The following is a 26005-nucleotide window of genomic DNA, read 5'->3' on the forward strand; positions in this document are numbered from 1 at the left end:
GGCGAAACCGCGGCACCACACTCAGACCATTCCTGACAGTCTTCCATATTTCCTCCATTTTTCCACTGTGTTACCTGACTAAACTAGTATCATTCCCCGAAAGAGTTTCAGGATGAGAACGTATAACGATGAAAGGCAGTAACAAATCCCGCTGGGCAATCGCCGCTGGTCTGATTGTGGTGGTCCTGGCCGCCGCCTGGTACTGGCACAGCCAGTCCGCGAACTCCACGGCACCTGCTGGCGCCAGTAGCCCCTCACAACGCCCAACGGGCGGCGGGCGCCACGGTATGCGCGGCGGTGCGCTGGCACCGGTGCAGGCGGCAACGGCGGTGAATAAAGCGGTGCCTCGTTATCTCTCCGGGCTGGGAACCATCACTGCCGCCAACACCGTGACGGTACGTAGCCGCGTAGACGGTCAGCTGATGGCCATCCACTTCCAGGAAGGTCAACAGGTGAAAGCGGGCGATCTGCTGGCGGAAATCGATCCAAGCCAGTTTAAGGTGGCCCTGGCGCAGGCGCAGGGGCAACTCGCGAAAGACAAAGCCACCCTCGCCAATGCCCGCCGCGATTTAGCCCGCTATCAGCAGTTGGTAAAAACCAACCTCGTGTCGCGCCAGGAGCTGGATACCCAGCAATCTCTGGTCAGTGAATCTCAGGGCACCATCAAGGCCGACGAAGCCGCGGTCGCCAGCGCCCAGCTCCAGCTCGACTGGAGCCGGATCACCGCGCCGATTGACGGCCGCGTGGGCCTGAAACAGGTTGATATCGGGAACCAAATCTCCAGCGGCGATACCACGGGCATCGTGGTGATCACCCAGACGCACCCTATCGATCTCGTCTTTACCCTGCCGGAAAGCGACATTGCGACGGTGATACAGGCGCAGAAGGCCGGAAAATCGCTGGTAGTTGAAGCCTGGGATCGCACCAACAAGCAGAAGCTGAGCGAAGGTTCGCTGTTGAGCCTGGATAACCAGATCGACACCACCACCGGCACCATCAAGTTAAAAGCACGCTTCAACAATCAGGACGATGCCCTGTTCCCGAATCAGTTCGTCAATGCGCGAATGCTGGTCGCGACCGAAGAAAACGCCGTGGTGATCCCGACGGCGGCCCTGCAAATGGGCAGTGAAGGCAACTTTGTCTGGGTGCTGAACAGCGAAAACAAGGTCAGCAAACACCTGGTGAAAACCGGGATCCAGGACAGTCAGACGGTGGTGATCAGCGCCGGGCTGTCCGCAGGCGACCGCGTCGTAACCGACGGTATTGACCGGCTGACCGAAGGGGCGCAGGTCGAGGTGGTGGAAGCGCAGAATGCAGGAGCAAAAGCCTGATGCAGGTGATGCCGCCGAGCTCTACAGGTGGGCCATCACGCCTGTTTATCTTACGTCCAGTTGCGACGACCCTGTTGATGGTGGCGATCCTGCTGGCCGGGATCATTGGCTACCGTTTTCTGCCCGTGTCGGCGCTGCCGGAAGTGGACTACCCGACTATTCAGGTTGTCACCCTCTATCCGGGCGCCAGTCCGGATGTGGTGACATCCGCCATCACCGCCCCGCTGGAGCGTCAGTTTGGCCAGATGTCTGGCCTGAAGCAGATGTCCTCCCAGAGCTCGGGCGGCGCCTCGGTCGTCACGCTTCAGTTCCAGCTCGCCCTGTCGCTGGACGTCGCGGAACAGGAGGTGCAGGCCGCCATTAACGCCGCCACCAACCTGCTGCCGTCTGACCTGCCGAACCCGCCGGTTTACAGCAAGGTGAACCCGGCAGACCCGCCGATCATGACGCTTGCCGTCACCTCCTCCGCCATGCCGATGACGCAGGTGGAAGACATGGTCGAAACCCGCGTGGCGCAGAAGATTTCGCAGGTGACCGGCGTCGGGCTGGTTACGCTCGCAGGGGGACAACGCCCCGCGGTGCGCGTTAAGCTCAATGCCCAGGCCATTGCCGCGCTGGGGTTAACCAGCGAAACCATTCGCACCGCCATCAGCAGCGCCAACGTTAACTCAGCGAAGGGCTCGCTGGACGGCCCGACCCGCGCGGTCACGCTCTCCGCCAACGACCAGATGCAGTCCGCCGATGAATACCGTCAGCTGATTATTGCCTACCAGAACGGCGCACCGATCCGCCTGGGCGACGTGGCAACCGTCGAACAAGGCGCGGAAAACAGCTGGCTCGGGGCGTGGGCTAATAAGCAGCAGGCGATTGTCATGAACGTTCAGCGCCAGCCGGGCGCGAACATTATTGATACCGCCGACAGCATTCGCACCATGCTGCCGCAGCTGGTGGAAAGCCTGCCAAAATCGGTCAGCGTGAAAGTGCTCTCTGACCGCACCACGAATATTCGCGCGTCAGTGACTGACACCCAGTTCGAGCTGATGCTGGCGATTGCGCTGGTGGTGATGATCATCTACCTGTTCCTGCGCAACGTTCCGGCAACCATCATTCCCGCCGTTGCCGTGCCGCTCTCGCTGGTCGGGACGTTCGCGGTAATGGTATTTCTCGACTTCTCGATTAACAACCTGACGCTGATGGCGCTCACCATCGCCACCGGGTTTGTGGTGGACGACGCCATCGTGGTAATCGAAAACATCTCGCGCTATATCGAGAAAGGTGAAAAGCCGTTAGCCGCCGCGCTGAAGGGCGCGGGGGAGATCGGCTTTACCATTATTTCGCTCACCTTCTCGCTGATTGCGGTGCTGATCCCGCTGCTGTTTATGGGCGATATCGTCGGGCGGCTGTTCCGCGAGTTTGCCGTGACGCTGGCGGTCGCCATTCTGATCTCTGCCGTGGTGTCGCTGACGCTGACGCCGATGATGTGCGCCCGCATGCTGAGCCACGAATCTTTGCGCAAGCAAAACCGCTTCTCCCTCGCCTCCGAGCGGATGTTCGAGCGCATTATTGCCGCCTACGGCCGCGTGCTGGCGAAAGTCCTGAACCATCCCTGGGCGACGCTCGGCGTGGCCCTCGGCACGCTGGCGCTCAGCGTCATGCTGTGGATTTTCATTCCGAAAGGCTTCTTCCCGATTCAGGACAACGGCATTATTCAGGGCACGCTTCAGGCGCCACAGACGGTCTCCTTCGCCAACATGGCGCAGCGCCAGCAGCAGGTGTCTGAGATCATCATGAAAGATCCGGCGGTGGAAAGCCTGACTGCCTACGTGGGCGTAGACGGCACCAACCCGTCGCTTAACAGCGCGCGCCTGCAAATTAACCTTAAACCGCTCGATGACCGTGACGATCGCGTCAACGCGGTTATTGAGCGTCTGCAAAGCGCTGTGGCGCGCGTACCGGGCATTGAGCTGTATCTGCAACCGATCCAGGATTTAACCATTGATACGCAGGTGAGCCGCACGCAGTACCAGTTTACGCTCCAGGCCACCTCGCTTGATGCACTCAGCACCTGGGTGCCGCAGCTGGTGGACAAGCTGAAAGCACTGCCGCAGATTTCTGACGTCAGCAGCGACTGGCAGGATAAAGGGCTGGCGGCGTACGTGAACGTCAACCGCGACACCGCCAGCCGTCTGGGCATTACCATGTCCGACGTGGATAACGCGCTGTATAACGCCTTTGGCCAGCGCCTTATCTCCACCATTTACACCCAGGCGAATCAGTATCGCGTGGTGCTGGAACATAACACCGAGAACACGCCCGGGCTTGCCGCGCTGGACTCGATACGCCTGACCAGCAAAGACGGCGGGATTGTGCCGCTCAGCGCCATTGCCAGCGTGGAAGAGCGTCACACCCCGCTGTCGATTAACCATCTCGATCAGTTCCCATCCACCACCATTTCGTTCAACGTGCCGGACGGTTATTCCCTGGGCGAAGCGGTGGAGGCCATTCTGGGTGCGGAGAAAGAACTCAGCTTCCCGTCCGATATTCAGACCCAGTTCCAGGGCAGTACTCTGGCGTTCCAGGCCGCGCTGGGCAGCACCGTCTGGCTGATTGTCGCGGCGGTGGTGGCGATGTATATCGTGCTTGGCGTGCTGTATGAAAGCTTTATCCACCCGATCACCATTCTCTCCACCCTGCCGACGGCGGGCGTGGGGGCACTGCTGGCGCTGATGCTGGCGGGGAGCGAACTGGACGTGATTGCGATCATCGGCATCATTCTGCTTATCGGCATCGTGAAGAAAAACGCCATCATGATGATCGACTTTGCGCTGGCCGCCGAGCGCGAGCAGGGTATGGCGCCGCGCGAGGCCATTTACCAGGCCTGTCTGCTGCGTTTTCGCCCGATCCTGATGACCACCCTCGCCGCCCTGCTGGGCGCGCTGCCGCTGATGCTGAGCACCGGCGTGGGGGCCGAACTGCGCCGTCCGCTGGGCATCGGGATGGTCGGCGGCCTGCTCGTAAGCCAGGTGCTGACGCTGTTTACCACGCCGGTTATCTACCTGCTGTTTGACCGTCTGGCCCTGTGGACGAAAAGCCGCTTCCCGAAACGTGAAGAGGAGGCGTAAGTGAAGTTTTTCGCCCTCTTCATTTACCGTCCGGTGGCGACGATTTTACTCTCCGTCGCTATCACCCTGTGCGGCGTGCTGGGCTTCCGGCTGCTGCCGGTGGCCCCGCTGCCGCAGGTCGATTTCCCGGTGATCATGGTCAGCGCCTCGCTGCCGGGTGCCTCGCCGGAAACCATGGCCTCATCGGTGGCGACGCCGCTTGAGCGCTCGCTTGGCAGAATTGCCGGGGTTAACGAGATGACCTCCAGCAGTTCGCTGGGCAGCACGCGCATCATTCTGGAATTCAATTTCGACCGGGACATCAACGGCGCGGCACGTGACGTGCAGGCCGCGATTAACGCCGCCCAAAGCCTGCTGCCGAGCGGCATGCCGAGCCGTCCAACCTATCGCAAGGCCAACCCCTCCGACGCGCCGATCATGATCCTGACGCTTACGTCAGAGACCTACTCCCAGGGCGAGCTGTACGATTTTGCCTCCACCCAGCTGGCGCAAACCATCGCCCAGATTGACGGCGTGGGCGACGTGGACGTCGGCGGCAGCTCCCTGCCCGCCGTGCGCGTGGGGCTGAATCCGCAGGCGCTGTTTAACCAGGGCGTGTCGCTGGACGACGTGCGTTCCGCCATCAGCAACGCCAACGTGCGTAAGCCGCAGGGCGCGATTGAGGACAACAGCCACCGCTGGCAGATCCAGACTAACGACGAGCTGAAAACCGCCGCCGAGTATCAGCCGTTGATTATTCACTACAACAACGGCGCGGCGGTGCGCCTGAGCGACGTCGCCAGCGTCACCGATTCGGTGCAGGACGTGCGTAACGCCGGGATGACCAACGCCAAACCGGCGATTTTGCTGATGATCCGCAAGCTGCCGGAAGCCAACATCATTCAGACGGTGAACAGCATCCGCGCGCGCCTGCCGGAGCTTCAGGAAACGATTCCGGCGGCCATCGATCTCCAGATTGCGCAGGACCGCTCCCCCACCATCCGCGCCTCGCTTGAGGAGGTAGAGCAAACGCTGATCATCTCCGTCGCGCTGGTGATCCTGGTGGTGTTCCTGTTCCTGCGCTCGGGGCGCGCGACGCTGATCCCGGCGGTGGCGGTGCCGGTATCGCTGATAGGCACCTTTGCCGCCATGTACCTGTGCGGCTTTAGCCTTAACAACCTGTCGCTGATGGCGCTGACGATTGCCACCGGGTTTGTGGTGGATGACGCCATCGTGGTGCTGGAGAATATCTCGCGCCATCTGGAAGCGGGCATGAAGCCGCTCCAGGCGGCGCTTCAGGGGACGCGCGAAGTGGGCTTCACGGTCCTGTCCATGAGCCTGTCGCTGGTGGCGGTATTCCTGCCGCTGCTGCTGATGGGCGGCCTGCCGGGGCGACTGCTGCGCGAATTTGCCGTCACGCTCTCCGTCGCCATTGGTATCTCACTGGTGATTTCGCTGACGCTGACGCCGATGATGTGCGGCTGGATGCTAAAGCGCAGCCAACCGCACTCGCAGCCGCGCAGGAAAGGCTTTGGCCGCGTCCTGATGGCGATGCAGTCCGGCTACGGCAAATCGCTGAAATGGGTGCTGAACCACACGCGTATTGTCGGGCTGGTGCTGATCGGCACCATCGTCCTCAACGTCTGGATGTATATCACCATCCCGAAAACCTTCTTCCCGGAGCAGGATACCGGGGTGCTGATGGGGGGCATTCAGGCGGACCAGAGCATTTCGTTCCAGGCGATGCGCGGCAAACTGCAAGACTTTATGAAAATCATCCGGGAAGATCCGGCCGTGGATAACGTCACCGGCTTTACCGGCGGCTCGCGCGTTAACAGCGGGATGATGTTTATTACCCTTAAGCCGCGCGGTGAACGTCACGAAACGGCGCAGCAGATCATTGACCGCCTGCGGCTGAAGCTTGCCAAAGAGCCGGGGGCAAATCTGTTTTTGATGGCCGTTCAGGATATCCGCGTCGGCGGACGACAGGCTAACGCCAGCTATCAGTACACCCTGCTCTCGGATGACTTAGCCGCCCTGCGCGAGTGGGAGCCGAAGATCCGTAAAGCGCTGGCCGCGCTGCCGCAGCTGGCGGACGTGAACTCTGACAGCCAAAACAACGGTGCGGAGATGGCGCTCACCTACGATCGTGAAACCATGGCCCGCCTGGGCATTAACGTGGAGGCGGCCAACAGCCTGCTGAACAACGCCTTCGGGCAGCGTGAAGTCTCTACCATCTATCAGCCGATGAACCAGTACAAGGTGGTGATGGAGGTGGATCCGCGCTACACCCAGGACATCAGCGCGCTGGACAAGATGTTTGTGATCAATGATGACGGTAAGGCGATTCCGCTGTCGTACTTCGCCAGCTGGCAGCCGTCGAACGCCCCGCTGTCGGTGAACCACCAGGGGCTTTCCGCCGCCTCGACCGTCTCGTTTAACCTGCCAACCGGCTCGTCGCTGTCTGAGGCCAGCGATGCCATTAATCGCGCCATGACCCAGCTCGGGGTGCCCTCCTCGGTGCGCGGCAGCTTTGCCGGTACGGCGCAGGTGTTCCAGGACACCATGAACTCGCAGGTTATTTTGATTCTGGCGGCCATTGCCACGGTTTATATCGTGCTGGGCGTGCTGTACGAAAGCTACGTGCACCCGTTGACCATTCTCTCCACGCTTCCCTCTGCGGGCGTGGGGGCGCTGCTGGCGCTGGAGCTGTTCGGTGCCCCATTCAGTCTTATCGCGCTTATCGGGATCATGCTATTGATTGGCATCGTGAAGAAAAACGCGATAATGATGGTCGACTTTGCCCTGGACGCCCAGCGCAACGGCAACCTGACGCCGGACGAGGCGATATTCCAGGCCTGTCTGCTGCGTTTTCGCCCGATCATGATGACCACGCTGGCCGCGCTGTTCGGCGCGCTGCCGCTGGTCATATCCGGCGGTGACGGCTCTGAACTACGCCAGCCGCTGGGGATCACGATCGTTGGCGGCCTGGTGATGAGCCAGCTGCTGACGCTCTACACGACGCCGGTAGTCTATCTGTTCTTTGACCGCCTGCGGCTGCGTTTTTCGCGTAAAAAGAGAACCACGGTGACCGAGTAAATGACCGACCTACCCAGTAACGTTCGCTGGCAATTGTGGATCGTCGCGTTCGGCTTCTTTATGCAGTCGCTGGACACGACTATCGTGAACACCGCCCTCCCCTCGATGGCGAAAAGCCTGGGGGAGAGCCCGCTGCACATGCATATGGTGATTGTCGCCTACGTGCTGACGGTCGCCGTGATGCTGCCTGCCAGCGGCTGGCTGGCGGATAAAGTCGGCGTGCGAAACATCTTCTTCACCGCCATTGTGCTGTTTACCACCGGGTCGCTGTTTTGCGCCCAGGCCAATACCCTCGACCAGCTGGTGATGGCGCGCGTGCTACAGGGCGTCGGCGGCGCGATGATGGTACCCGTCGGGCGGTTAACGGTGATGAAAATTGTTCCGCGCGCGCAGTATATGGCGGCGATGACCTTCGTCACCCTGCCCGGTCAGGTCGGCCCGTTGCTTGGCCCGGCGCTGGGCGGGATTCTGGTGGAGTATGCCTCCTGGCACTGGATCTTCCTGATCAACCTGCCGGTCGGTATTATCGGCGCGATTGCCACCCTGACGCTGATGCCGAACTATAAAATGCAGACCCGGCGCTTTGATTTCTTTGGCTTCATCCTGCTGGCAGCTGGCATGGCGACGCTTACCCTCGCGCTCGACGGGCAAAAAGGGCTGGGGATCTCCTCCCTGTCGCTCGCCCTGCTGGTAGCGCTGGGTGTCACCGCCATTCTCTGGTATCTGTGGCATGCCAGAGGTAACGCTAACGCGCTGTTCAGCCTGAATCTGTTCAAGAATCCCACCTACCGTCTTGGTCTGTTCGGCAGCTTTGCCGGACGCATCGGCAGCGGCATGTTGCCGTTTATGACGCCGGTATTTTTACAGATTGGGATGGGCTTCTCGCCGTTCCATGCCGGGCTGATGATGATCCCGATGGTACTTGGCAGCATGGGGATGAAGCGTATTGTGGTGCAGGTGGTGAACCGCTTTGGCTATCGCCGCGTGCTGGTGGCCGCCACGATCGGGCTGGCGTTGGTCTGCCTGCTGTTTATGGCCGTGGCGCTGCTGGGCTGGTACTACATCCTGCCGCTGGTGCTGTTCTGCCAGGGGATCATCAACTCCATGCGCTTCTCGTCGATGAACACCCTGACGCTGAAAGATCTGCCGGACGAGCTGGCAAGCAGTGGTAACAGTCTGCTGTCGATGATCATGCAGCTCTCCATGAGCGTGGGGGTCACGGTTGCCGGATTGCTGCTCGGCATGTACGGTCAGCACCATCTCAGCGCCGACACCCCCGTCGCGCATCAGGTCTTTTTATACACTTACCTCAGCATGGCGGTAATTATCGCTCTGCCCGCTTTTATCTTTGCCAGAGTGCCGAATGACACGACCAAAAACGTCGTGATCCGACGCGGCAAAAGGAGTGCACCATGAAATTCTGGCGTCCGGGGATCACCGGTAAGCTTTTTGTGGCGATTTTCGCCACCTGTATCGTCCTGCTGATTACTATGCACTGGGCGGTGCGGGTCAGCTTTGAGCGCGGCTTTATTGACTACATCAAGCACGGTAACGAACAGCGTTTACAGGGCTTAAGCGACGCGCTGGGGGAACAGTATAGCCTGCACGGTAACTGGCGTTTTCTGCGCAACAACGATCGCTTTATATTTCAAATTCTGCGCTCGCTGGAGCACGATAATGACGACGACCGTCCGGGACCGGGCATGCCGCCGCACGGCTGGCGCACCCAGTTCTGGGTAATTGATCAGGAGATGCGCGTGCTCGTTGGCCCACGCTCTCCGGTACCGCCGGACGGCACAAAGCGCGCCATTACCTCGAACGGCGCCACGGTGGGCTGGGTTATCGCCTCCCCGGTCGAGCGGCTGACGCGCAACACCGACATCAACTTTGACCGCCAGCAGCGTCAGACCAGCTGGTTGATTGTCGCGCTTTCTACCCTGCTTGCGGCGCTCGCCACCTTCCCGCTGGCGCGCGGCCTGCTGGCGCCGGTTAAGCGCCTGGTGGAAGGCACGCACAAGCTGGCGGCGGGTGATTTCTCGACCCGCGTGGACACCCGCAGCCAGGATGAACTGGGCAAGCTGGCGCAGGACTTCAACCAGCTCGCCAGCACGCTGGAAAAAAACCAGCAGATGCGCCGCGATTTTATGGCCGACATTTCGCACGAGCTGCGCACCCCGCTGGCGGTGCTGCGCGGCGAGCTGGAGGCGATTCAGGACGGCGTGCGGCAGTTCACCCCCGAGTCGGTGGCCTCGCTTCAGGCGGAAGTCGGTACGCTGACCAAACTGGTGGACGATCTGCATCAGCTTTCCATGTCCGACGAAGGCGCCCTGGCTTACCAGAAAGCACCGATCGATGTGATCAATATCCTTGAAGTCGTGACCGGCGCATTCCGCGAGCGCTTCGCCAGCCGTGACCTGAAAATCAACCTTTCGCTGCCGGACAGTGCGGTGGTGTTCGGCGACAGAGATCGCCTGATGCAGCTGTTCAATAATCTGCTGGAGAACAGCCTCCGCTACACCGACGGCGGCGGCGCGCTGCATATCTCCGGCAGGCAGGAAAACGGGCGCTTTGCCCTGACCTTTGCGGACTCCGCCCCTGGCGTGAAGGATGCGCAGCTGGAAAAACTGTTCGAGCGCTTCTATCGCACCGAAGGTTCACGCAACCGCGCCAGCGGCGGTTCCGGCCTTGGGCTGGCCATTTGCGTTAACATTGTGGAGGCCCATGGCGGCACCATCCGCGCCGCCCATTCGCCTTTTGGCGGGGTTAGCATTACAGTAGAGTTACCTCTGGAACGGGATTTATCGAGGGAAGCATGACCGAGTTACCGATTGACGACAACACACCGCGTATTTTGATCGTGGAAGACGAGCCTAAACTTGGGCAACTGCTGATCGACTATTTGCGCGCTGCGAGTTACGCGCCAACGCTTATCAGCCACGGCGACCAGGTGCTGCCCTACGTGCGCCAGACGCCGCCGGATCTGATCCTGCTGGATCTGATGCTGCCGGGTACCGACGGCCTAACCCTGTGCCGCGAAATTCGTCGTTTCTCCGATGTGCCCATCGTGATGGTGACGGCCAAAATCGAAGAGATCGATCGTCTGCTGGGGCTCGAAATCGGCGCCGACGATTACATCTGCAAGCCTTACAGCCCGCGGGAGGTGGTCGCTCGCGTGAAAACCATCCTCCGCCGCTGTAAGCCGCAGCGTGAATTGCAGGTGCTGGATGCGCAAAGCCCGCTGATCGTCGACGAAAGCCGTTTCCAGGCGAGCTGGCGCAGCAAACTTTTGGATCTCACCCCCGCAGAGTTTCGCCTGTTGAAAACGCTCTCCCACGAGCCGGGCAAAGTGTTTTCCCGCGAGCAGCTGCTTAACCATCTGTATGACGATTACCGCGTGGTGACCGACCGCACCATCGACAGCCACATCAAAAACCTGCGCCGCAAGCTGGAGGCGCTGGACGCCGACCAGTCGTTTATTCGCGCGGTGTACGGCGTGGGGTATCGCTGGGAAGCGGATGCGTGCAGGATTGCCTGAATAACCCCCCTCACCCTGCCGTCTCCCCAAAGGGAGAGGGTTCCCCAGCAATTTGAAAGCAAAAGCTATAACGTTGCCTCAGAATAACTGAGGGCTTTCAGCGATGCCTCGGTCCGGCTGTAAATCGCTGAGGCGTTTCCTGTAGGCCGGGGCGAGGCGCAGGGATGCGCCGAGAGGGCGGGCTTTACAGGGATGTTACCTCCGCCCGTCCCCGATAAGCCGGTAGGAATAAGCCGAAGACACCGCGAAGCGGCGATTTTCCGCCGGAAGCCCGGGTCGCCAGGGTGGTGGCGACTGAGCCACCCTGGCACGTTCACCGGCCATGTCGTGACAGAGTAGCAAGGAACATAACGTGAACGGAATGACCACCAGAGCCGTATGTTCCCCCTCACCCCAGCCCTCTCCCTCAAGGGAGAGGGGGCCGTCTGTGCAGGCATTATTTTGTGGGGAACCCTCAGCCCCAAAGGGGAGAGGGTTAGGGTGAGGGGCAAAGCTTTACCTCTCTTCCCCGCAGCGCTACAATGCCCGCCCTTAAAGTGGGGGATCTCCCCTTACCGCTGCATCAGGTGCATGCGGATCTGACCTGTCATCAGAACGAGAACAAACATGTTTAAACCGGAACTCCTTTCCCCGGCGGGAACGCTGCAAAATATGCGTTACGCTTTCGCCTATGGCGCCGACGCCGTCTACGCGGGCCAGCCGCGCTACTCGCTGCGCGTGCGTAACAACGAATTCAACCACGAAAATCTTCAGCTCGGCATCAATGAAGCGCATGCCCTGGGCAAAAAATTCTACGTGGTGGTGAACATCGCGCCGCACAACGCCAAGCTGAAAACATTCATTCGTGACCTGAAGCCGGTCGTGGAGATGGGGCCGGACGCGCTGATCATGTCGGACCCGGGTTTAATCATGCTGGTTCGGGAGAATTTCCCGGAGATGGACATTCACCTCTCAGTGCAGGCTAACGCCGTCAACTGGGCAACGGTGAAATTCTGGAAACAGATGGGGCTGACCCGCGTCATTCTGTCCCGCGAGCTGTCCCTCGAAGAGATCGAAGAGATCCGCACCCAGGTGCCGGATATGGAGATCGAAATCTTCGTTCACGGCGCGCTGTGCATGGCCTACTCCGGCCGCTGCCTGCTCTCTGGCTACATCAACAAGCGTGACCCGAACCAGGGTACCTGCACCAACGCCTGCCGCTGGGAATATAACGTTCAGGAAGGCAAAGAGGATGACATCGGTAACATCGTGCATAAACACGAGCCGATTCCGGTCACCAACGTTGAGCCAACGCTGGGAATTGGCGCGCCTACCGACAGCGTGTTTATGATCGAAGAAGCCAAACGTCCGGGTGAGTACATGACCGCCTTCGAAGACGAGCACGGCACCTACATCATGAACTCTAAAGATCTGCGCGCCATCGCGCACGTCGAGCGTTTAACCAAGATGGGCGTACACTCCCTGAAAATTGAAGGCCGCACCAAGTCTTACTACTACTGCGCCCGTACCGCACAGGTATATCGCAAAGCCATCGACGATGCCGCTGCCGGTAAACCGTTCGACACCAGCCTGCTGGAAACGCTGGAAGGTCTGGCGCATCGCGGCTATACCGAAGGTTTCCTGCGTCGTCACACTCACGACGACTACCAGAACTACGAGCATGGCTATTCGATTTCCGAACGCCAGCAGTTTGTAGGCGACTTCACCGGCGAGCGTAAAGGCCCGCTGGCCGCCGTCGCCGTAAAAAACAAATTCACTAAAGGCGACAGCCTGGAGCTGATGACGCCGCAGGGCAACATGAACTTCCGACTGGAGCACCTGGAAAACAAAAAAGGTGAGGCGATTGAGGTCGCACCTGGCGACGGCCATGTGGTCTGGCTGCCGGTTCCTGAAGAGGTGGAGCTGGAGTTTGCGCTGCTGATGCGTAATTTTGAAGGTGAAAATACCCGAAATCCACACGGCAAATAGTCAATCAACGGGATTTTTTCACGCTGGGATAATTCTTAGAATCGGATCACATACCGCTTCGTTCAATACGGGTATTATCCCCCCGCTGAAAAACATAACCCATAAATGCTAGCTGTACCAGGAACCACCTCCTTAGCCTGCGTAATCTCCCTTACGCGGGCTTATTTTTTTTGTTAACTCCTGAAATTTTTCCCCCTGATAAATATGGCGTTGCATTGACCCGGGAAAGGTTTGTGTCAGCATTAGGCGTATCATCTAAGCAAATCGAACGAACAAAGGATCCTAATCACATTTTTTAATGGATTTGAGAGGGATGAACACTATTCGGAATATTCCTAATTTTAAGTGTTAACAGGACCTTTACTCTTGATTTATTAACAATCAACGTTTCACATGGACGGAGAGATGAAGTGACATTCACAGGACAATTTTCAAAGGATCTTCCAGATTACGAACTCGCACGCAGTCTTGGTCTTGCCTCTGGCGGCGATATAAATTTCACAGCACTTGCAGGTCAACTGGACTGTAGCAGAAATTTTAGCCAGGCCGGGATTATCTACTCAGACGGTACACGTCAGTGGCTAGTACGGCCATCAAGAAGGATTGCGACACCAAACGAAAGCTCGGTTAGTCATGTAGTCATAACCAAAGTAAATGCCTCATTAGTTAACCCTGTTCAGGCAACAACGGCGACGATTAATTCCCCTTCCCTGGCAACTGAAATTGGTTCAACGGCCATTTCCTGCGGAGCCGCAATTCTTACTGTTGTACTTGCGGCAGGGGCCGGTATGGCTATACCTCTCACTGCAGGGTCTTCCGGTGCTATAGCCGCTGTGATTTTAGCCGGTGGTGTAGCAACTGGAATTCAATGTGCAAATGGGCTTGGCCGACTATCGTTGATTGCTATGAATCATGATGATTACGTTGCGTGGATGGATTCCCAGGAGTGGTATACAGCAACCAACACAGCCCTGGATGCGATTTCTCTTGCCGGGGCTGCTGCGGGTTTAAAAAGCGCTGCATTAACATATCGCCTTCTTAACCGTTCATCGTCTGAGAGTTTGCTCTCCTTATTACAAAAAATGAGCCGGGCCGACCGTACGCGATTAACAGAGGAGATTATTCGTATCCGCAATCCCGGCATCTCGAATTCAGGTGTAAAAGCAGCAATGAAGGCAGGCGTGTATCCCAAACGTTATCCGTCAGAAGCGTTGCAGTTGCTCTTACAGCGTGAGTTGCTGAATACCATTTCAAATTCTTCTGCCTTCGTTGGAAGTGCCATCTCAGGAAATATCAGAAATCCACAGAATGTTGCACAAACGGGTAAATACATTTTTGGTTTAATTCAGTCTTTTTCATTTACAGGAAGTTATTGACCCGTCCATGATGAAATACATTAAAGATAGCCTTGCATTAAGTGCTTTGGTTAAAAGTAAAATGGCGACCGATGATCTCAACCAGCTTGAAACATTAAAAGAACAGTTAAAAGATCGGTTCGGCGTTCCTGTGGGCGTCCATATGACAGGAATTCCTTTGGCAGTGAGCACGTTACTGGCTATTTTTTGCTACGCCATGCTGCAAGTGTCCCTCTGGTTGTTGCTGTTTCGCTGGCTCGGCTTACCCGAATTTAAGGTTATGATGGGAGTATTCATTGCAGCGATTGTGTATTGTCTGGTAGTGATGAGCACGATGTTTCTGACTACACGAGGTTCTTTACCTGGATATAAACTGCATATTTTCGTCATTACGCTGACAGGCATAATGAGCATCATTTATTTCATCTGGACGGGGATTTCGCTTTTATTCGGCCCTGTTGAGAACTACACACCGCAAATAACCTCTTTGCTGGGGCTGGGATGTTTCTTTCTGAACATTATGTGGATGAATTCATCGATTTTTTACCGCTCCATTGCGCTAACGCTACATAATCGGGTCTGGCGTAAGCAGCTCAAAATCGAGGCAAGGCCAATGTCACACCTCAAACGTTGACCACAATAGTCAATTGAGCGGCAGTAGTATGCACTGTAAGCGCTACGGGGTTCTTTAGTCGATTTCAAAGCCCTTACGCGGGCTTATTTTTTGCCTTTCATCCTGTTCTTACCCGCTTTTTCCCTCTCTGGGATACACTCTTTCTATAGCTAAAAAAGGGAGCAACCCGGATGGCAACCTATCCAGACAGTTTATTAATTCTTAACGGCAAGAGTGCAGGCAACGATCTGTTGCGCCAGGCGATCACCGAATTGCGTGAAGATGGAGCATGCATTCACGTGCGCGTGACATTTGAAAAAGGCGATGCGGCGCGCTACATCGACGAGGGCATCAGGTTAGGTGTTCAGACCATCATTTCCGGCGGCGGCGACGGAACAATCAACGAGATTGCTGGCGCGCTTATTGATCTCGACACAGCCCATCGCCCGGCGATGGGCATTTTACCGCTCGGTACCGCCAATGATTTTGCCACCAGCGCCGGTATTCCGGAGGATGTAGGCAAAGCACTGCAACTGGCTATCCTCGGGAAAGCTACCGCCGTCGATATTGCTCAGGTGAATGAAAAAACCTGCTTTATCAATATGGCGACGGGCGGTTTCGGCACCCGCATTACCAGCGAAACGCCGGAAAAACTGAAGGCCGCGCTGGGCGGCGTTTCGTATCTCATCCATGGCCTAATGCGCATGGACACCCTCAAGCCCGACAGCTGTGAAATTCACGGTGAGAACTTCCACTGGCAGGGCGACGCGCTGGTGATTGGTATCGGCAACGGGCGGCAGGCGGGGGGCGGTCAGCAGCTTTGCCCGGAAGCATTGATCAACGACGGTCAATTACAGCTGCGTATTTTTACCGGCGACGGGCTGCTGCCTGCGCTGTTTACGACGCTGACGCAGCCAGAGGAGAGCCCCAATATCATCGACGGGAAATCCGCGTGGTTTGAAGTGATCGCCCCACACGGCATGACCTTTAACCTCGACGGAGAGCCGCTCAGCGGCGAGCGATTCCGCATTGAGGTGTTGCCCGGGGCGTTGCAGTGCCGATTGCCGCCGGACTGCGTGCTGTTGCGCTGATTTTTTACAGCGTGCGCGATAATGCCCTCTCCCCACAGGGCTGAGGGTTCCCCAGTAATTTGAAAGCAAAAGCGATAACGTTGCCTCAGAATCACTGAGGGCTTTCAGCGATGCCTCGGTCCGGCTGTAAATCGCTGAGGCGTTTCCTGTAGGCCGGGGCGAGGCGCAGGGATGCGCCGAGAGGGCGGGCTGTACAGGGATGTTACTTCCGCCCGTCCCCGATAAGCCGGAAGGAATAAGCCGAAGGGACCGCGAAGCGGCGATTTACCGCCGGGAGCCCGGGTCGCCAGGGTGGTGGCGACTGAGCCCCCCTCTCCCTCAAGGGAGAGGGGGCCGTTTGTGCAGGCATTATTTTGTGAGGAACCCTCAGCCCACCGGGGAGAGGGATACGGTGGCGTCAGGCAATCGTGACTTTACTGTCCAGATAGACATCCTGAACCGCATTAATCAGCTTCACGCCGTCGGCCATGGATTTTTTAAACGCCTTACGGCCCAGGATCAGCCCCATACCGCCCGCACGTTTGTTAATGACCGCCGTGCGCACCGCGTCGGTCAGGTCGGTTTCACCGCCTGCCGCACCGCCGGAGTTAATCAGCCCGGCGCGGCCCATGTAGCAGTTCGCCAGCTGGTAGCGCACCAGATCGATCGGGTTGTCGCTGGTCAGCTTGCTGTACACGCGGTCGTCGGTATAGCCAAAGTTCACCGCTTTATAGCCGCCGTTATTCTCGGCCATTTTCTGCTTCACGATGTCCGCGCCGATGGTTGCTGCCAGGTGGTTTGCCTGACCGGTCAGATCCGCTGATACGTGGTAATCCACGCCGTCTTTCTTGAATGACGCGTTACGCAGATAGGCCCACAGCACGGTTACCATGCCCAGCTCGTGGGCACGCTCGAACGCCGCGGAGATTTCTTCAATCTGACGTCGCGACTGTTCAGAGCCGAAATAGATGGTTGCCCCGACCGCCACCGCGCCCATGTTGAACGCCTGCTCGACGCTGGCGTACAGCGTCTGGTCATATTCGGTTGGGTAGCTCAGGGTTTCGTTGTGGTTCAGCTTGACGAGGAACGGAATGCGGTGAGCATAGCGGCGAGAAACGGAGGCCAGCACGCCATACGTCGATGCCACACAGTTACACCCTGCTTCAATCGCCAGCTCGACAATGTTTTTCGGGTCAAAGTAGAGCGGGTTAGCAGCAAACGACGCTCCCGCCGAGTGCTCTACGCCCTGGTCAACGGGCAGAATGGAGAGATAGCCGGTCCCGCCCAGACGGCCGGTATTGTAAAGCGTCTGCATGTTTCGCAGTACGGCAGGCGGACGGTTGTTGTCGACCATGACCCGGTCTACGTAATCATGGCCAGGCAGATAAAGCTGGTCGGCTGGAATGGTCATACAACGATGCTGTAAAAGGCTGTCGGCGTCTTTGCCAAGCAGCTGCGCAATATCAGTCATAGTGATGCTCCCGTAAGTCCGACATGATGTCGGAGCGTGTGATCCAAGCCCACGTTTTTGCAGGCAGAGTAAGCCTGGTACCGACTTAACCTATTTTCCACCATTTGCAACTTTTTTAAGCACAATCTGCTGGCTCGTTTCGTGTACAACATTTTTGTTACACTGATCAAACAATCGCCTTAAAGGTATTTAAAAGGTATTATCACATGGTATGTTACATGCGTACCTCTGACATGCAGGATTAAAAAATGAAAACGAAAGTCCAACTGTCATTCATGATGTTCGTTGAATGGTTTATCTGGGGCGCATGGTTTGTGCCGCTGTGGCTGTGGCTGAGTAAGAGCGGGTTTACCGCCGGGGAAATTGGCTGGTCGTATGCCTGTACCGCGATTGCCGCGATCCTCTCTCCTATCCTGGTCGGCTCGCTGACGGACCGTTTCTTCGCCGCCCAGAAAGTGCTGGCCGTGCTGATGTTCGCTGGCGCGATTCTGATGTATTTCGCAGCACAGCAAACCCAGTTCAGCACCTTCTTCCCGCTGCTGCTGGCCTACTCCCTGACCTATATGCCGACCATCGCGCTGACCAACAGCATCGCCTTCGCAAACGTCGATGACGTAGAGGCTGATTTCCCGCGCATCCGCGTGATGGGCACCATCGGCTGGATTGCCTCCGGCCTGGCGTGCGGCTTCCTGCCGCAGATGATGGGCTATAGCGACATCTCTGACACCAATATTCCGCTGCTAATGACCGCTGCCAGCTCCCTTCTGCTCGGCGTCTTCGCGTTGTTCCTGCCGAATACCCCGCCGAAGAGTACCGGCAAGCTGGATTTCAAAGTGATGCTGGGGCTGGATGCGCTGATCCTGCTGCGCGATAAAAACTTTCTGGTGTTCTTCTTCTGCTCGTTCCTGTTCGCCATGCCGCTGGCCTTCTACTACATCTTTGCCAACGGCTATCTCACCGAAGTGGGGATGAAAAACGCCACCGGCTGGATGACCCTCGGCCAGTTCTCTGAAATCTTCTTCATGCTCGCTCTGCCGTTCTTTACCAAACGCTTTGGTATTAAGAAGGTCTTGCTGCTGGGCCTGATCACCGCCGCCATTCGCTACGGTTTCTTTGTTTACGGCGGCGCCGAGCAATACTTCACCTACGCCCTGCTGTTCCTCGGCATTCTGCTGCACGGCGTAAGCTATGACTTCTATTACGTCACCGCGTACATCTACGTGGATAAAAAAGCGCCCGTGCATATGCGCAACGCGGCGCAGGGCTTGATCACGCTGTGCTGTCAGGGCTTTGGTAGCCTGCTGGGTTACCGTCTCGGCGGCGTGATGATGGAAAAAATGTTCGCATATAAAGAGCCGGTGAATGGGCTGACCTTCAACTGGGCCGGAATGTGGACGTTTGGTGCAATCATGATTGTGGTGATTGCCGTGCTGTTTATGCTGTTTTTCCGCGAATCGGATAAAGAGATCACCGCAATTGAGGTGGTTGATGGCGATACCGCGCTGACACGAGGGGAAGTTAAATGAAACAAGACCGTATTCTCGGTGCTCTTTACGGGCAGGCGTTAGGGGATGCGATGGGAATGCCGTCGGAGCTGTGGCCGCGCAAGCGGGTGAAAGCGCACTTCGGCTGGATCGACCGTTTCTTACCCGGCCCGGCTGAGAATAATGCCGCCTGTTACTTTAAGCAGGCCGAATTTACGGATGATACGTCGATGGCGCTGTGCCTGGCCGATGCGATTATCGAATGCGAGGGGGAAATTAACCCTGACGTTATCGGTAAGCATATTCTGGACTGGGCGCTGGATTTTGACGCGTTCAATAAGAATGTACTCGGCCCGACCTCCAAAATTGCCCTGAACGCCATCCGTGACGGCAAGCCGGTGAGCCAGCTGGAAAACAACGGCGTCACCAACGGTGCGGCGATGCGCGCCTCCCCGCTGGGATGCCTGCTGCCGGCCACGCGTCTGGCGCACTTTGTGGAACAGGTTGCGTTAGCCTCCAGCCCGACCCATAAATCGGATCTCGCCATCGCCGGTGCGGTGGTGATCGCCTGGGCGGTTTCACGCGCTATCGACGGCGAGCGCTGGCAGAACATCGCCGATGCCCTGCCGGGTATTGCCCGTGCGGCACAGGAGGCGAACACGACCACCTTCAGCGCATCACTTTCCGCTCGTATTGAGCTGGCCCTGAAAACCGTGCGCGAAGCCAACGGTACCGAGTCCGCCAGCGAGCAGATCTATCAGCTTATTGGCGCGGGCACGAGCACCCTTGAGTCCGTTCCGGCGGCGATTGCGATGGTCGAACTCGCGGGCACCGATCCGAACCGCTGCGCGGTGTTATGCGCCAACCTGGGCGGTGATACTGACACTATCGGCGCGATGGCAACGGCCATCTGCGGTGCGCTGCACGGTGTACAGGCCATTGATCCGGCACTCAAAAACGAACTTGATGCCGTAAACCGGCTCGATTTCGGCCACTACTGTGAAAAACTGCTGCACTTCCGGGAGCACAGGGAGGGCGTATGAGTGCTTTTGCCCGCCGTCTCGAAACCCTTCACGCCACGCGTCCCGTAACGGTGCTCGGCGCGGCGGTCATCGACGTGATTGCCGACGCCTACGCCCTGCCCTGGCGCGGGTGTGATATCGAACTGAAGCAACAGGGAGTGAATATTGGCGGCTGCGCGCTGAATATCGCCATCGCCCTGAAGCGGCTCGGCATTGCTGCGCAAAACGCGCTTCCTGTCGGCCACGGCGTGTGGGCCGATATTATCCGTAACGCCATGGCGAAGCAGGATCTGCACAGCGCCGTGGAAGCGGAAACGGGTGATAACGGCTGGTGCCTGGCGCTGGTGGAGCCTGACGGTGAACGGACCTTTATGTCGTTCAGCGGCGTGGAGAATCAGTGGCAGCAGCGCTGGCTGGACGGGTTAAGCGTGCCGGCAGGGAGCCTGATCTCTTTGTCCGGCTACCAGCTGGCGTCCCCCAGCGGTGAGCTGCTGACGGCCTGGCTGGAAAGTCTTCAGGATGCGACGCTCTTTATCGATTTCGGTCCGCGCATCGCGGATATTCCCGACCCGCTGATGGCAAGGATTATGGCCTGCAAACCGATGGTCTCGCTTAATCGTCAGGAGGCGGAACTTGCCGCAGAATGGCTTGGCGTAAGCGTGGAAGAGCTCGGCACACGGTGGCAGCAGAGGTTTGGCGCTGCGCTGATCGTACGCCATGATAAAGACGGGGCGGTCTGGTATGACGGTGACGCTTCCGGACACGTTCCGGCGTTTCCTGCTACCGTGGTCGATACCATCGGCGCGGGTGACAGCCATGCGGGAGGTACCCTTGCCGGTCTGGCCGCGGGATGGTCACTGCCAGAGGCGGTGCAGCTTGGCAATGCCGTAGCAGCCTGGGTAGTCAGCCATCGCGGTGGCGACTGCGCCCCCACGCGCGAGGCCCTACTCCTCGCACACAAAGACGTATAGGTCGCTGCGGCAGTAGCTGATGCTGTACTCAATTGGCCGGTGCTGTTGATCGAGCGCGACTTGCTTGATCACCAGCACCGGTATCTTATCGTCCATCTTGATATGCGCCTGAAACTCGCTGTCCGGCATCCGGGCGCTGACGCGGGACCGGGTGCGCTGCGGAAAGATATTCTGGCTGCGGAAGTAATCATAAAGCGAGACGCCAATGTCGTCCGGGTTGGGAATTAATCCTACTGGTACCCAGGACTCCTCTATCGATACTGCATCGTCATCCACATAGCGGATGCGCTTAAGCAGAAATACATCACTGTCTGGCGCAAGGGAAAGGTGGCGGGCGATCTCCTCCGGACATTTCACGACGCGTTTATTAACCCACAGCGTGTTGGGCGTTTTGCCCCGCAGCACCACCTGCTGAGAAAACCCGCGCGCCTCTTTTAGCGAATATTCAAAGATATTGTTGATTTGCGTACCGTATCCACGCGCGCGGGTGACGACGCCAGCCTCTTCCAGCGCCTGCATCGCTTTACGCACCGTAATGCGCGACACACCGGCAAGCTGGCTCAGATCGCGCTCGCCAGGCAAAATATTACCGTGCGCGAGCACGCCGCTGCGTACCGCGTTTTTAACCGTTTCGGCAAATTTCAGATACAGCGGCGTGTTGTCCGGTGCGGCAATTCGTTCCTTGAGTTGAGCAATTAACCGGGTATGCGCTTGTTCCATCTCTGTTTTTCTCTGGCATAAGGTTTTATGCCAGTATACGGCTTACCACCATGCATGAAAATGGTGAACCGGCCCAATACCGTGACCCACTTCCAGAGAATCGGCTTTTGCCAGCGCGTCCGAGAGCCAGATCTTCGCCTCCTGTACCGTATCCGCCCAGTTCGCGTTTCGGGGACGCAGCGCCGCCAGCGCCGCCGAGAGCGTACAGCCCGTGCCGTGGGTGTTTTTGGTCCGTACGCGCGGGGCGGTGAAACGTTGCGCGCCATCGTGGGTGAAGAGCCAGTCCGGGCTTTCTGCATCATCGAGATGACCGCCTTTCATCAGTACCGCGCGACACCCCATCGCCAGCAGCGCATTGCCCTGCTCTTTCATTTCACGTTCGTTTTGCGCGTGTGGCGCATCCAGCAGCGCGGCGGCCTCAGGCAGGTTTGGCGTGATCAGCGCCACCTGCGGCAGCAGCTTTTTACGCAGGGTGTCGACGGCCGAGGCGGAGAGCAGCGGATCGCCGCTTTTGGCCAGCATCACGGTATCGAGCACCACGTTTTTTATCTGATAACGTTTGAGACGTTCAGCAACAGCTTCAACAATGTCCGCCTCTGCGAGCATGCCAATTTTGGTGGTGTCGATACGTACATCGCTGAATACCGAATCCAGCTGTGCGGCGACAAAATCCGGCTCAATGCGATACACCGACTGTACACCGCGCGTGTTTTGCGCCACCAGCGCGGTGATAACCGAGCATCCATAAGCGCCGAGCGCAGAGAAGGTTTTCAAGTCTGCCTGGATCCCCGCTCCGCCGCTGGGATCGGTTCCCGCAATAGTCAGGGCATTTATGCGTGTCATACCTGTTCCTCCAGCGCGTAAAGCGCGTCCAGAAACGCGGAGGAAAAGCTGCCGGGCCCCCGGCTTTGAGTCAGGGCAACTGACCCTGCGCGCTTCATGAAGCCGCAGGCAGCCGTCGCTTTATCAAGCCTGTCGCCAGGCAGCGAGCAGCAGGCGGCGACGACCGCCGAGAGCGCACAGCCAGTTCCTACCACGCGGGTCATCAGCGGGTCGCCGCCCGCGACCGTACGGGTTCGCTGACCATCAGTGATGTGATCCACTTCTCCTGTGACGACCACAACGGCATGGGTCTGACGGGCGAGCGTCTGCGCAGCGGTCAACGCGCTCGCTGCCGTATCGGTGGAATCAACCCCGCGCCCGCCCGCACTCATTCCGGCAAGGGCGAGGATTTCGGAGGCGTTTCCACGAATGGCCGCAGGTTTAAGGGATAATATTTGCTGGCAAAAACGGGTGCGGAACGCCAGCGCGCCAACCGCAACCGGATCCAGAACCCAGGGTGTGCCCGCGGCTACAGCGCTCTCAATAGCCCGACGCATCGACTGGGCGCGCGGTGCGGTGAGTGTACCCACGTTGATGAGCAGAGCATCGGCAAGCGCGGCAAACTGTTCCGCTTCCTCGGCTTCGATCACCATTGCCGGGGAAGCGCCCAGCGCGAGCAGCACGTTGGCGGTGAAGGTCTGCACGACATCGTTGGTCATACAATGCGTGAGCGGGGAACGGGTTCGGAATTGATGTAAAACGTGTGAGTCGAGCAGGTCAGGCTGCATGGTTTCGCTCCTGCCGTGCGTGAAGAAGCGATGACCGGGTAGGCATCTGACTTCCCTACGCTGGCATTATCCAGATCAGGTAATACGGGTATTTCTCAGCCTTCACAAAGAAGGGCACCCCGAGTCAAATTACTTATAAAACAGTTACTTACAAAATGGCATTTCGTAGTCATGTAGTGTAACCGGGGGGTAACCCGGGTGCAAGGAGTTTTGGGCTGTCCGTTAACCCCCTGTAACGAACAATAAACGACAAGATATTAACTACGCTCAATATGTATACATTATTGTTCAGTTAATTATCCCGCCATATTTGTTAAGAACTCATTAAATATAATATTTACTTTTTGTGCTGAGAAATTTTATTTTTATCCATAATGACTCACCGGGAGTGATTTTATAAGACAGCCCACCTGCTTTCGTATGAAATAAACTCAGGCATCAATGCAAACATTTATTTTGCAGAAATTTATTTCTGTCAATTACTTAATCTGACCCTCTCATTTTCCTCGTCATTTTCACTTTAATGTTTACATTAATAACAACCGCAAAATGACTTTTACGCCCTCGGAACTATTCATAGTATTTATGACTTAGATCAACATCATTGGTTTGCGTTTAATTGATAGTTCACTCTCGTTACTAAATAAGATTTAGATAATCTTCAACCGTTTTTTAAATCCAAAAAATAAAGCTGTTCAGCTTCAGTATTTTCGATAATTAATGATGTGAGCTTTTTAAATGAAATCTATGAATAAAAACTTTACTGCTATTTTTGTAATGGGCATTGTCTTAGCGGGTACAATGAGCCAGGCTGAAGCCGCGAATACGGTTTGGGACGATCAGCAAATCACTAATATTGTAAATGACCATCAAGATCAAATTACACAAAACAACGCTGATAGTATTAACCGTGATAGCGCAACGGATAACCGCTTAACGCAGGTTAACGACGACCTTCAGTCCACAAAACTGGGCGTGTTAGTCGTGGATAAAATGGCTAACGACGCACATCAGAAAGCGTTGCTTGCTGGCGCACTTGCCGATACCGCCAGTCTGAAAAGTGAGACGGCCTTACAGGGTGTGGCGACTAACGGCACAGCCATTATCAACCTTCAACACGTCGATAATATTCAGGATAGCCGCCTTACTGCTCTCGAAAATGCACCTAAACCCATCAACGGTGCAGATGGAGCGAAAGGTGATAAAGGGGATACCGGTGCGACTGGCGCAAAGGGTGATAAAGGGGATACCGGCGCGACTGGCGCAAAGGGCGATAAAGGGGATACCGGTGTAACTGGCGCGAAGGGTGAAAAAGGCGATGCTGGCGCGACAGGTATGAAAGGTGATAAGGGTGATACTGGCGCACAAGGCATTGCGGGAAGAAACGGTCGCGACGGTGCAGACGGTCATAACGGTAAAGATGGTGTGACAACCACCGTGACACAACGACAGCTGGATACAGCTACCCAGGCGAAGGTCGCTAAAAATAGCATGGCTGTTACTGCCGCCACGCAGGATCTGCAAGCCACCAGGCAGTCATTACAGGCAATGAATACTAACACCAGCCAGCAATTTAAATCTCTGCGTGATGAAGTGGACAATAATAAGAAGCAGGCTAATGCCGGTATTTCAGGGGCGATGGCGATGGCGGGTTTGCCACAAGTGCAAACCAATCAGCGCGTCATGTTCTCTGCTGGTGGTGCGACTTACAACGGTGAGAGCGCGCTTGCTGTCGGTGCGTCCGTTAACTTTAATTCCCATGTCATCGCGAAAGTGAGCTTCTCAGATGACACTGCGAATAATATGGGCGCTTCGGTTGGGATTGGTATGGGCTTTTAAAGCGTAAAACAATCGTCGGGACAAGTATAAAGCCTCATTTTGCGGATGAGCATTTCGTTGATACAAAAAGATGTCTAAATATATTTTTATTTCGGTAGCCCTGTATCTAATGCTGATTTCGGTCGGGATCTGGATCGGCGTGATGTATGTCTCCTGGTATTTGTGTCGTTTTTAAGGCAATAAAATGAAAAAATTAATGATGTTAGTCATAAGTGGTACCGTGCTTGCAGGTTGTGTCTCGCCTGCGCACGCCATAAACGACCATTATCGCGCTCAATTAGAACGTTCGGGATGCACGTAAATTAGCGCTGGCGATGGCTCTTGCGATGTCAGCAAAACCAAAGCGGAAAACACGGCACAACACGAACCAACGGCATCCGTTCACGATCCCCTGCGTGAAGCCTCGTTCTCGTCGGACACGGTTAACGCCACGCTTTCTAACGGCTTTTTTAGCGCTACCGTGAACGGCAAAAAAGCCAGCGTTAAACGTCTGAATGCGAATTTCTATGAGATCCATGGTAACGGTTTTGTGATATCGATAAGCCTGGATGAAAACGGTATTACGGACGCGTCATGGAATAAAACGAAGGGACGCGAACACGGCGTTTTACGCGTTAGTCAGAAATAAACAGCGTAAGGAGGCTCTCTGCCTCCTTTTCGCCTGCCAATCGCACGATTTGTCACACTCTTTTGTCTGATTTTACAATGCTGACAAATCATACGTAAGCTGCTGTTTTTATTTAGCATAAAGTGCAATCTTCCCCATACAAACGGCGTTCTTCCCTGCCCTGTGCCCTGTGTCACAAAACAGTAAAC

Annotated in this window: 18 protein-coding genes, 1 pseudogene and 1 riboswitch; of the genes and pseudogenes, 15 read left to right on the forward strand and 4 right to left on the reverse strand. The window is 56.8% G+C overall.

What is annotated here, in order from left to right; translation table 11 throughout:
• Nucleotides 1-128: 128 nt before the first annotated feature.
• From L384_RS01905 to yegS, 10 genes are all read left to right on the forward strand, one after another.
• On the forward strand, nucleotides 129-1331 hold the full coding sequence (locus tag L384_RS01905) for an MdtA/MuxA family multidrug efflux RND transporter periplasmic adaptor subunit (protein WP_023324947.1): 1203 nt from the start codon (nucleotides 129-131) through the stop codon (nucleotides 1329-1331).
• Nucleotides 1331-4453: an MdtB/MuxB family multidrug efflux RND transporter permease subunit gene (locus tag L384_RS01900; protein ID WP_022651491.1), complete on the forward strand. Its 3123-nt coding sequence runs from the start codon at nucleotides 1331-1333 to the stop codon at nucleotides 4451-4453. The genes L384_RS01905 and L384_RS01900 overlap by 1 nt, the downstream gene beginning before the upstream one ends.
• Complete coding sequence (gene mdtC / locus L384_RS01895) at nucleotides 4454-7531, forward strand: multidrug efflux RND transporter permease subunit MdtC (protein WP_023324948.1); 3078 nt, start codon at nucleotides 4454-4456, stop codon at nucleotides 7529-7531.
• Nucleotides 7532-8947, forward strand: coding sequence for an MFS transporter (locus tag L384_RS01890; RefSeq protein ID WP_003862087.1), 1416 nt, complete (start codon nucleotides 7532-7534; stop codon nucleotides 8945-8947).
• Nucleotides 8944-10347, forward strand: a complete 1404-nt coding sequence (gene baeS, locus L384_RS01885) for an envelope stress sensor histidine kinase BaeS (RefSeq protein WP_006811258.1) — start codon at nucleotides 8944-8946, stop codon at nucleotides 10345-10347. The genes L384_RS01890 and baeS overlap by 4 nt, the downstream gene beginning before the upstream one ends.
• The gene (gene baeR, locus L384_RS01880; protein WP_015572364.1) at nucleotides 10344-11066 is read left to right on the forward strand and encodes an envelope stress response regulator BaeR; all 723 of its coding nucleotides are present in this window, start codon (nucleotides 10344-10346) and stop codon (nucleotides 11064-11066) included. Before baeS ends, baeR begins: the two co-directional genes overlap by 4 nt.
• A gap of 606 nt (nucleotides 11067-11672) precedes the next feature.
• The gene (gene yegQ, locus L384_RS01875; protein ID WP_022651495.1) at nucleotides 11673-13034 is read left to right on the forward strand and encodes a prephenate-dependent tRNA uridine(34) hydroxylase TrhP; all 1362 of its coding nucleotides are present in this window, start codon (nucleotides 11673-11675) and stop codon (nucleotides 13032-13034) included.
• Between the two features lie 410 nt (nucleotides 13035-13444).
• Nucleotides 13445-14410, forward strand: a complete 966-nt coding sequence (locus L384_RS22660) for a hypothetical protein (protein ID WP_023324949.1) — start codon at nucleotides 13445-13447, stop codon at nucleotides 14408-14410.
• Nucleotides 14411-14417: 7 nt separating this feature from the next.
• A complete protein-coding gene (locus tag L384_RS01870) occupies nucleotides 14418-15023 on the forward strand; it encodes a hypothetical protein (protein ID WP_022651497.1) in 606 nt (201 codons plus the stop codon).
• Between the two features lie 170 nt (nucleotides 15024-15193).
• Entirely contained in the window at nucleotides 15194-16093 is a 900-nt protein-coding gene (gene yegS, locus L384_RS01865; protein WP_023324950.1) for a lipid kinase YegS, read from the forward strand.
• A gap of 397 nt (nucleotides 16094-16490) precedes the next feature.
• Here the strand turns inward: yegS and fbaB are convergent, their stop codons facing one another.
• A complete protein-coding gene (gene fbaB, locus L384_RS01860) occupies nucleotides 16491-17543 on the reverse strand; it encodes a class I fructose-bisphosphate aldolase (RefSeq protein WP_000129585.1) in 1053 nt (350 codons plus the stop codon).
• A gap of 248 nt (nucleotides 17544-17791) precedes the next feature.
• Here fbaB and L384_RS01855 point away from each other — a divergent pair, with 248 nt between their 5' ends.
• The 3 genes from L384_RS01855 to L384_RS01845 are packed head-to-tail and all read left to right on the forward strand — an operon-like array spanning nucleotide 17792 to nucleotide 21020.
• Nucleotides 17792-19069 (forward strand): nucleoside permease, encoded by a 1278-nt coding sequence (locus L384_RS01855; RefSeq protein ID WP_003859236.1) that lies wholly within the window; start codon nucleotides 17792-17794, stop codon nucleotides 19067-19069.
• Entirely contained in the window at nucleotides 19066-20070 is a 1005-nt protein-coding gene (locus L384_RS01850; protein ID WP_023314524.1) for an ADP-ribosylglycohydrolase family protein, read from the forward strand. The genes L384_RS01855 and L384_RS01850 overlap by 4 nt, the downstream gene beginning before the upstream one ends.
• Nucleotides 20067-21020, forward strand: a complete 954-nt coding sequence (locus L384_RS01845; protein WP_003859240.1) for a PfkB family carbohydrate kinase — start codon at nucleotides 20067-20069, stop codon at nucleotides 21018-21020. Before L384_RS01850 ends, L384_RS01845 begins: the two co-directional genes overlap by 4 nt.
• On the opposite strand, the gene L384_RS01840 is transcribed toward L384_RS01845, so the two are convergent.
• From L384_RS01840 to thiM, 3 genes are read right to left on the reverse strand one after another with little or no spacing between them, the layout of a single operon-like run.
• Nucleotides 20994-21740: a GntR family transcriptional regulator gene (locus L384_RS01840; RefSeq protein WP_003859242.1), complete on the reverse strand. Its 747-nt coding sequence runs from the start codon at nucleotides 21738-21740 to the stop codon at nucleotides 20994-20996. The two genes, L384_RS01845 and L384_RS01840, sit on opposite strands and share 27 nt — an antisense overlap.
• A gap of 42 nt (nucleotides 21741-21782) precedes the next feature.
• Nucleotides 21783-22583 (reverse strand): bifunctional hydroxymethylpyrimidine kinase/phosphomethylpyrimidine kinase, encoded by an 801-nt coding sequence (gene thiD / locus L384_RS01835; protein WP_023324951.1) that lies wholly within the window; start codon nucleotides 22581-22583, stop codon nucleotides 21783-21785.
• Nucleotides 22580-23350, reverse strand: a complete 771-nt coding sequence (gene thiM / locus L384_RS01830) for a hydroxyethylthiazole kinase (RefSeq protein ID WP_023324952.1) — start codon at nucleotides 23348-23350, stop codon at nucleotides 22580-22582. Before thiM ends, thiD begins: the two co-directional genes overlap by 4 nt.
• A 35-nt stretch (nucleotides 23351-23385) precedes the next feature.
• Nucleotides 23386-23482: riboswitch (TPP riboswitch) on the reverse strand.
• 615 nt (nucleotides 23483-24097) lie between these two features.
• Between thiM and L384_RS22875 the strand changes: the two genes are divergently transcribed.
• Both L384_RS22875 and L384_RS22855 read left to right on the forward strand, forming a co-directional pair.
• Entirely contained in the window at nucleotides 24098-25189 is a 1092-nt protein-coding gene (locus L384_RS22875) for a YadA-like family protein (protein ID WP_071789853.1), read from the forward strand.
• Between the two features lie 184 nt (nucleotides 25190-25373).
• Nucleotides 25374-25817 (forward strand): annotated as a pseudogene (locus tag L384_RS22855) (hypothetical protein).
• Nucleotides 25818-26005: the final 188 nt, after the last annotated feature.

The sequence above is a fragment of the Enterobacter sp. MGH 38 genome, from assembly GCF_000492855.1.
GTDB classification, from domain to species: Bacteria; Pseudomonadota; Gammaproteobacteria; order Enterobacterales; family Enterobacteriaceae; genus Enterobacter; species Enterobacter hormaechei_C.

Excerpts from the sequence above, each read along its gene's own strand:
- L384_RS01905 (WP_023324947.1), top strand. The coding sequence starts at position 129 with ATGAAAGGCAGTAACAAATCCCGCTGGGCAATCGCCGCTGGTCTGATT.
- L384_RS01900 (WP_022651491.1), top strand. The coding sequence starts at position 1,331 with ATGCAGGTGATGCCGCCGAGCTCTACAGGTGGGCCATCACGCCTGTTT.
- L384_RS01890 (WP_003862087.1), top strand. The coding sequence starts at position 7,532 with ATGACCGACCTACCCAGTAACGTTCGCTGGCAATTGTGGATCGTCGCG.
- baeS (WP_006811258.1), top strand. The coding sequence starts at position 8,944 with ATGAAATTCTGGCGTCCGGGGATCACCGGTAAGCTTTTTGTGGCGATT.
- baeR (WP_015572364.1), top strand. The coding sequence starts at position 10,344 with ATGACCGAGTTACCGATTGACGACAACACACCGCGTATTTTGATCGTG.
- yegQ (WP_022651495.1), top strand. The coding sequence starts at position 11,673 with ATGTTTAAACCGGAACTCCTTTCCCCGGCGGGAACGCTGCAAAATATG.
- L384_RS01870 (WP_022651497.1), top strand. The coding sequence starts at position 14,418 with ATGATGAAATACATTAAAGATAGCCTTGCATTAAGTGCTTTGGTTAAA.
- yegS (WP_023324950.1), top strand. The coding sequence starts at position 15,194 with ATGGCAACCTATCCAGACAGTTTATTAATTCTTAACGGCAAGAGTGCA.
- fbaB (WP_000129585.1), bottom strand. The coding sequence starts at position 17,543 with ATGACTGATATTGCGCAGCTGCTTGGCAAAGACGCCGACAGCCTTTTA.
- L384_RS01855 (WP_003859236.1), top strand. The coding sequence starts at position 17,792 with ATGAAAACGAAAGTCCAACTGTCATTCATGATGTTCGTTGAATGGTTT.
- L384_RS01850 (WP_023314524.1), top strand. The coding sequence starts at position 19,066 with ATGAAACAAGACCGTATTCTCGGTGCTCTTTACGGGCAGGCGTTAGGG.
- L384_RS01845 (WP_003859240.1), top strand. The coding sequence starts at position 20,067 with ATGAGTGCTTTTGCCCGCCGTCTCGAAACCCTTCACGCCACGCGTCCC.
- L384_RS01840 (WP_003859242.1), bottom strand. The coding sequence starts at position 21,740 with ATGGAACAAGCGCATACCCGGTTAATTGCTCAACTCAAGGAACGAATT.
- thiD (WP_023324951.1), bottom strand. The coding sequence starts at position 22,583 with ATGACACGCATAAATGCCCTGACTATTGCGGGAACCGATCCCAGCGGC.
- thiM (WP_023324952.1), bottom strand. The coding sequence starts at position 23,350 with ATGCAGCCTGACCTGCTCGACTCACACGTTTTACATCAATTCCGAACC.
- L384_RS22875 (WP_071789853.1), top strand. The coding sequence starts at position 24,098 with ATGAATAAAAACTTTACTGCTATTTTTGTAATGGGCATTGTCTTAGCG.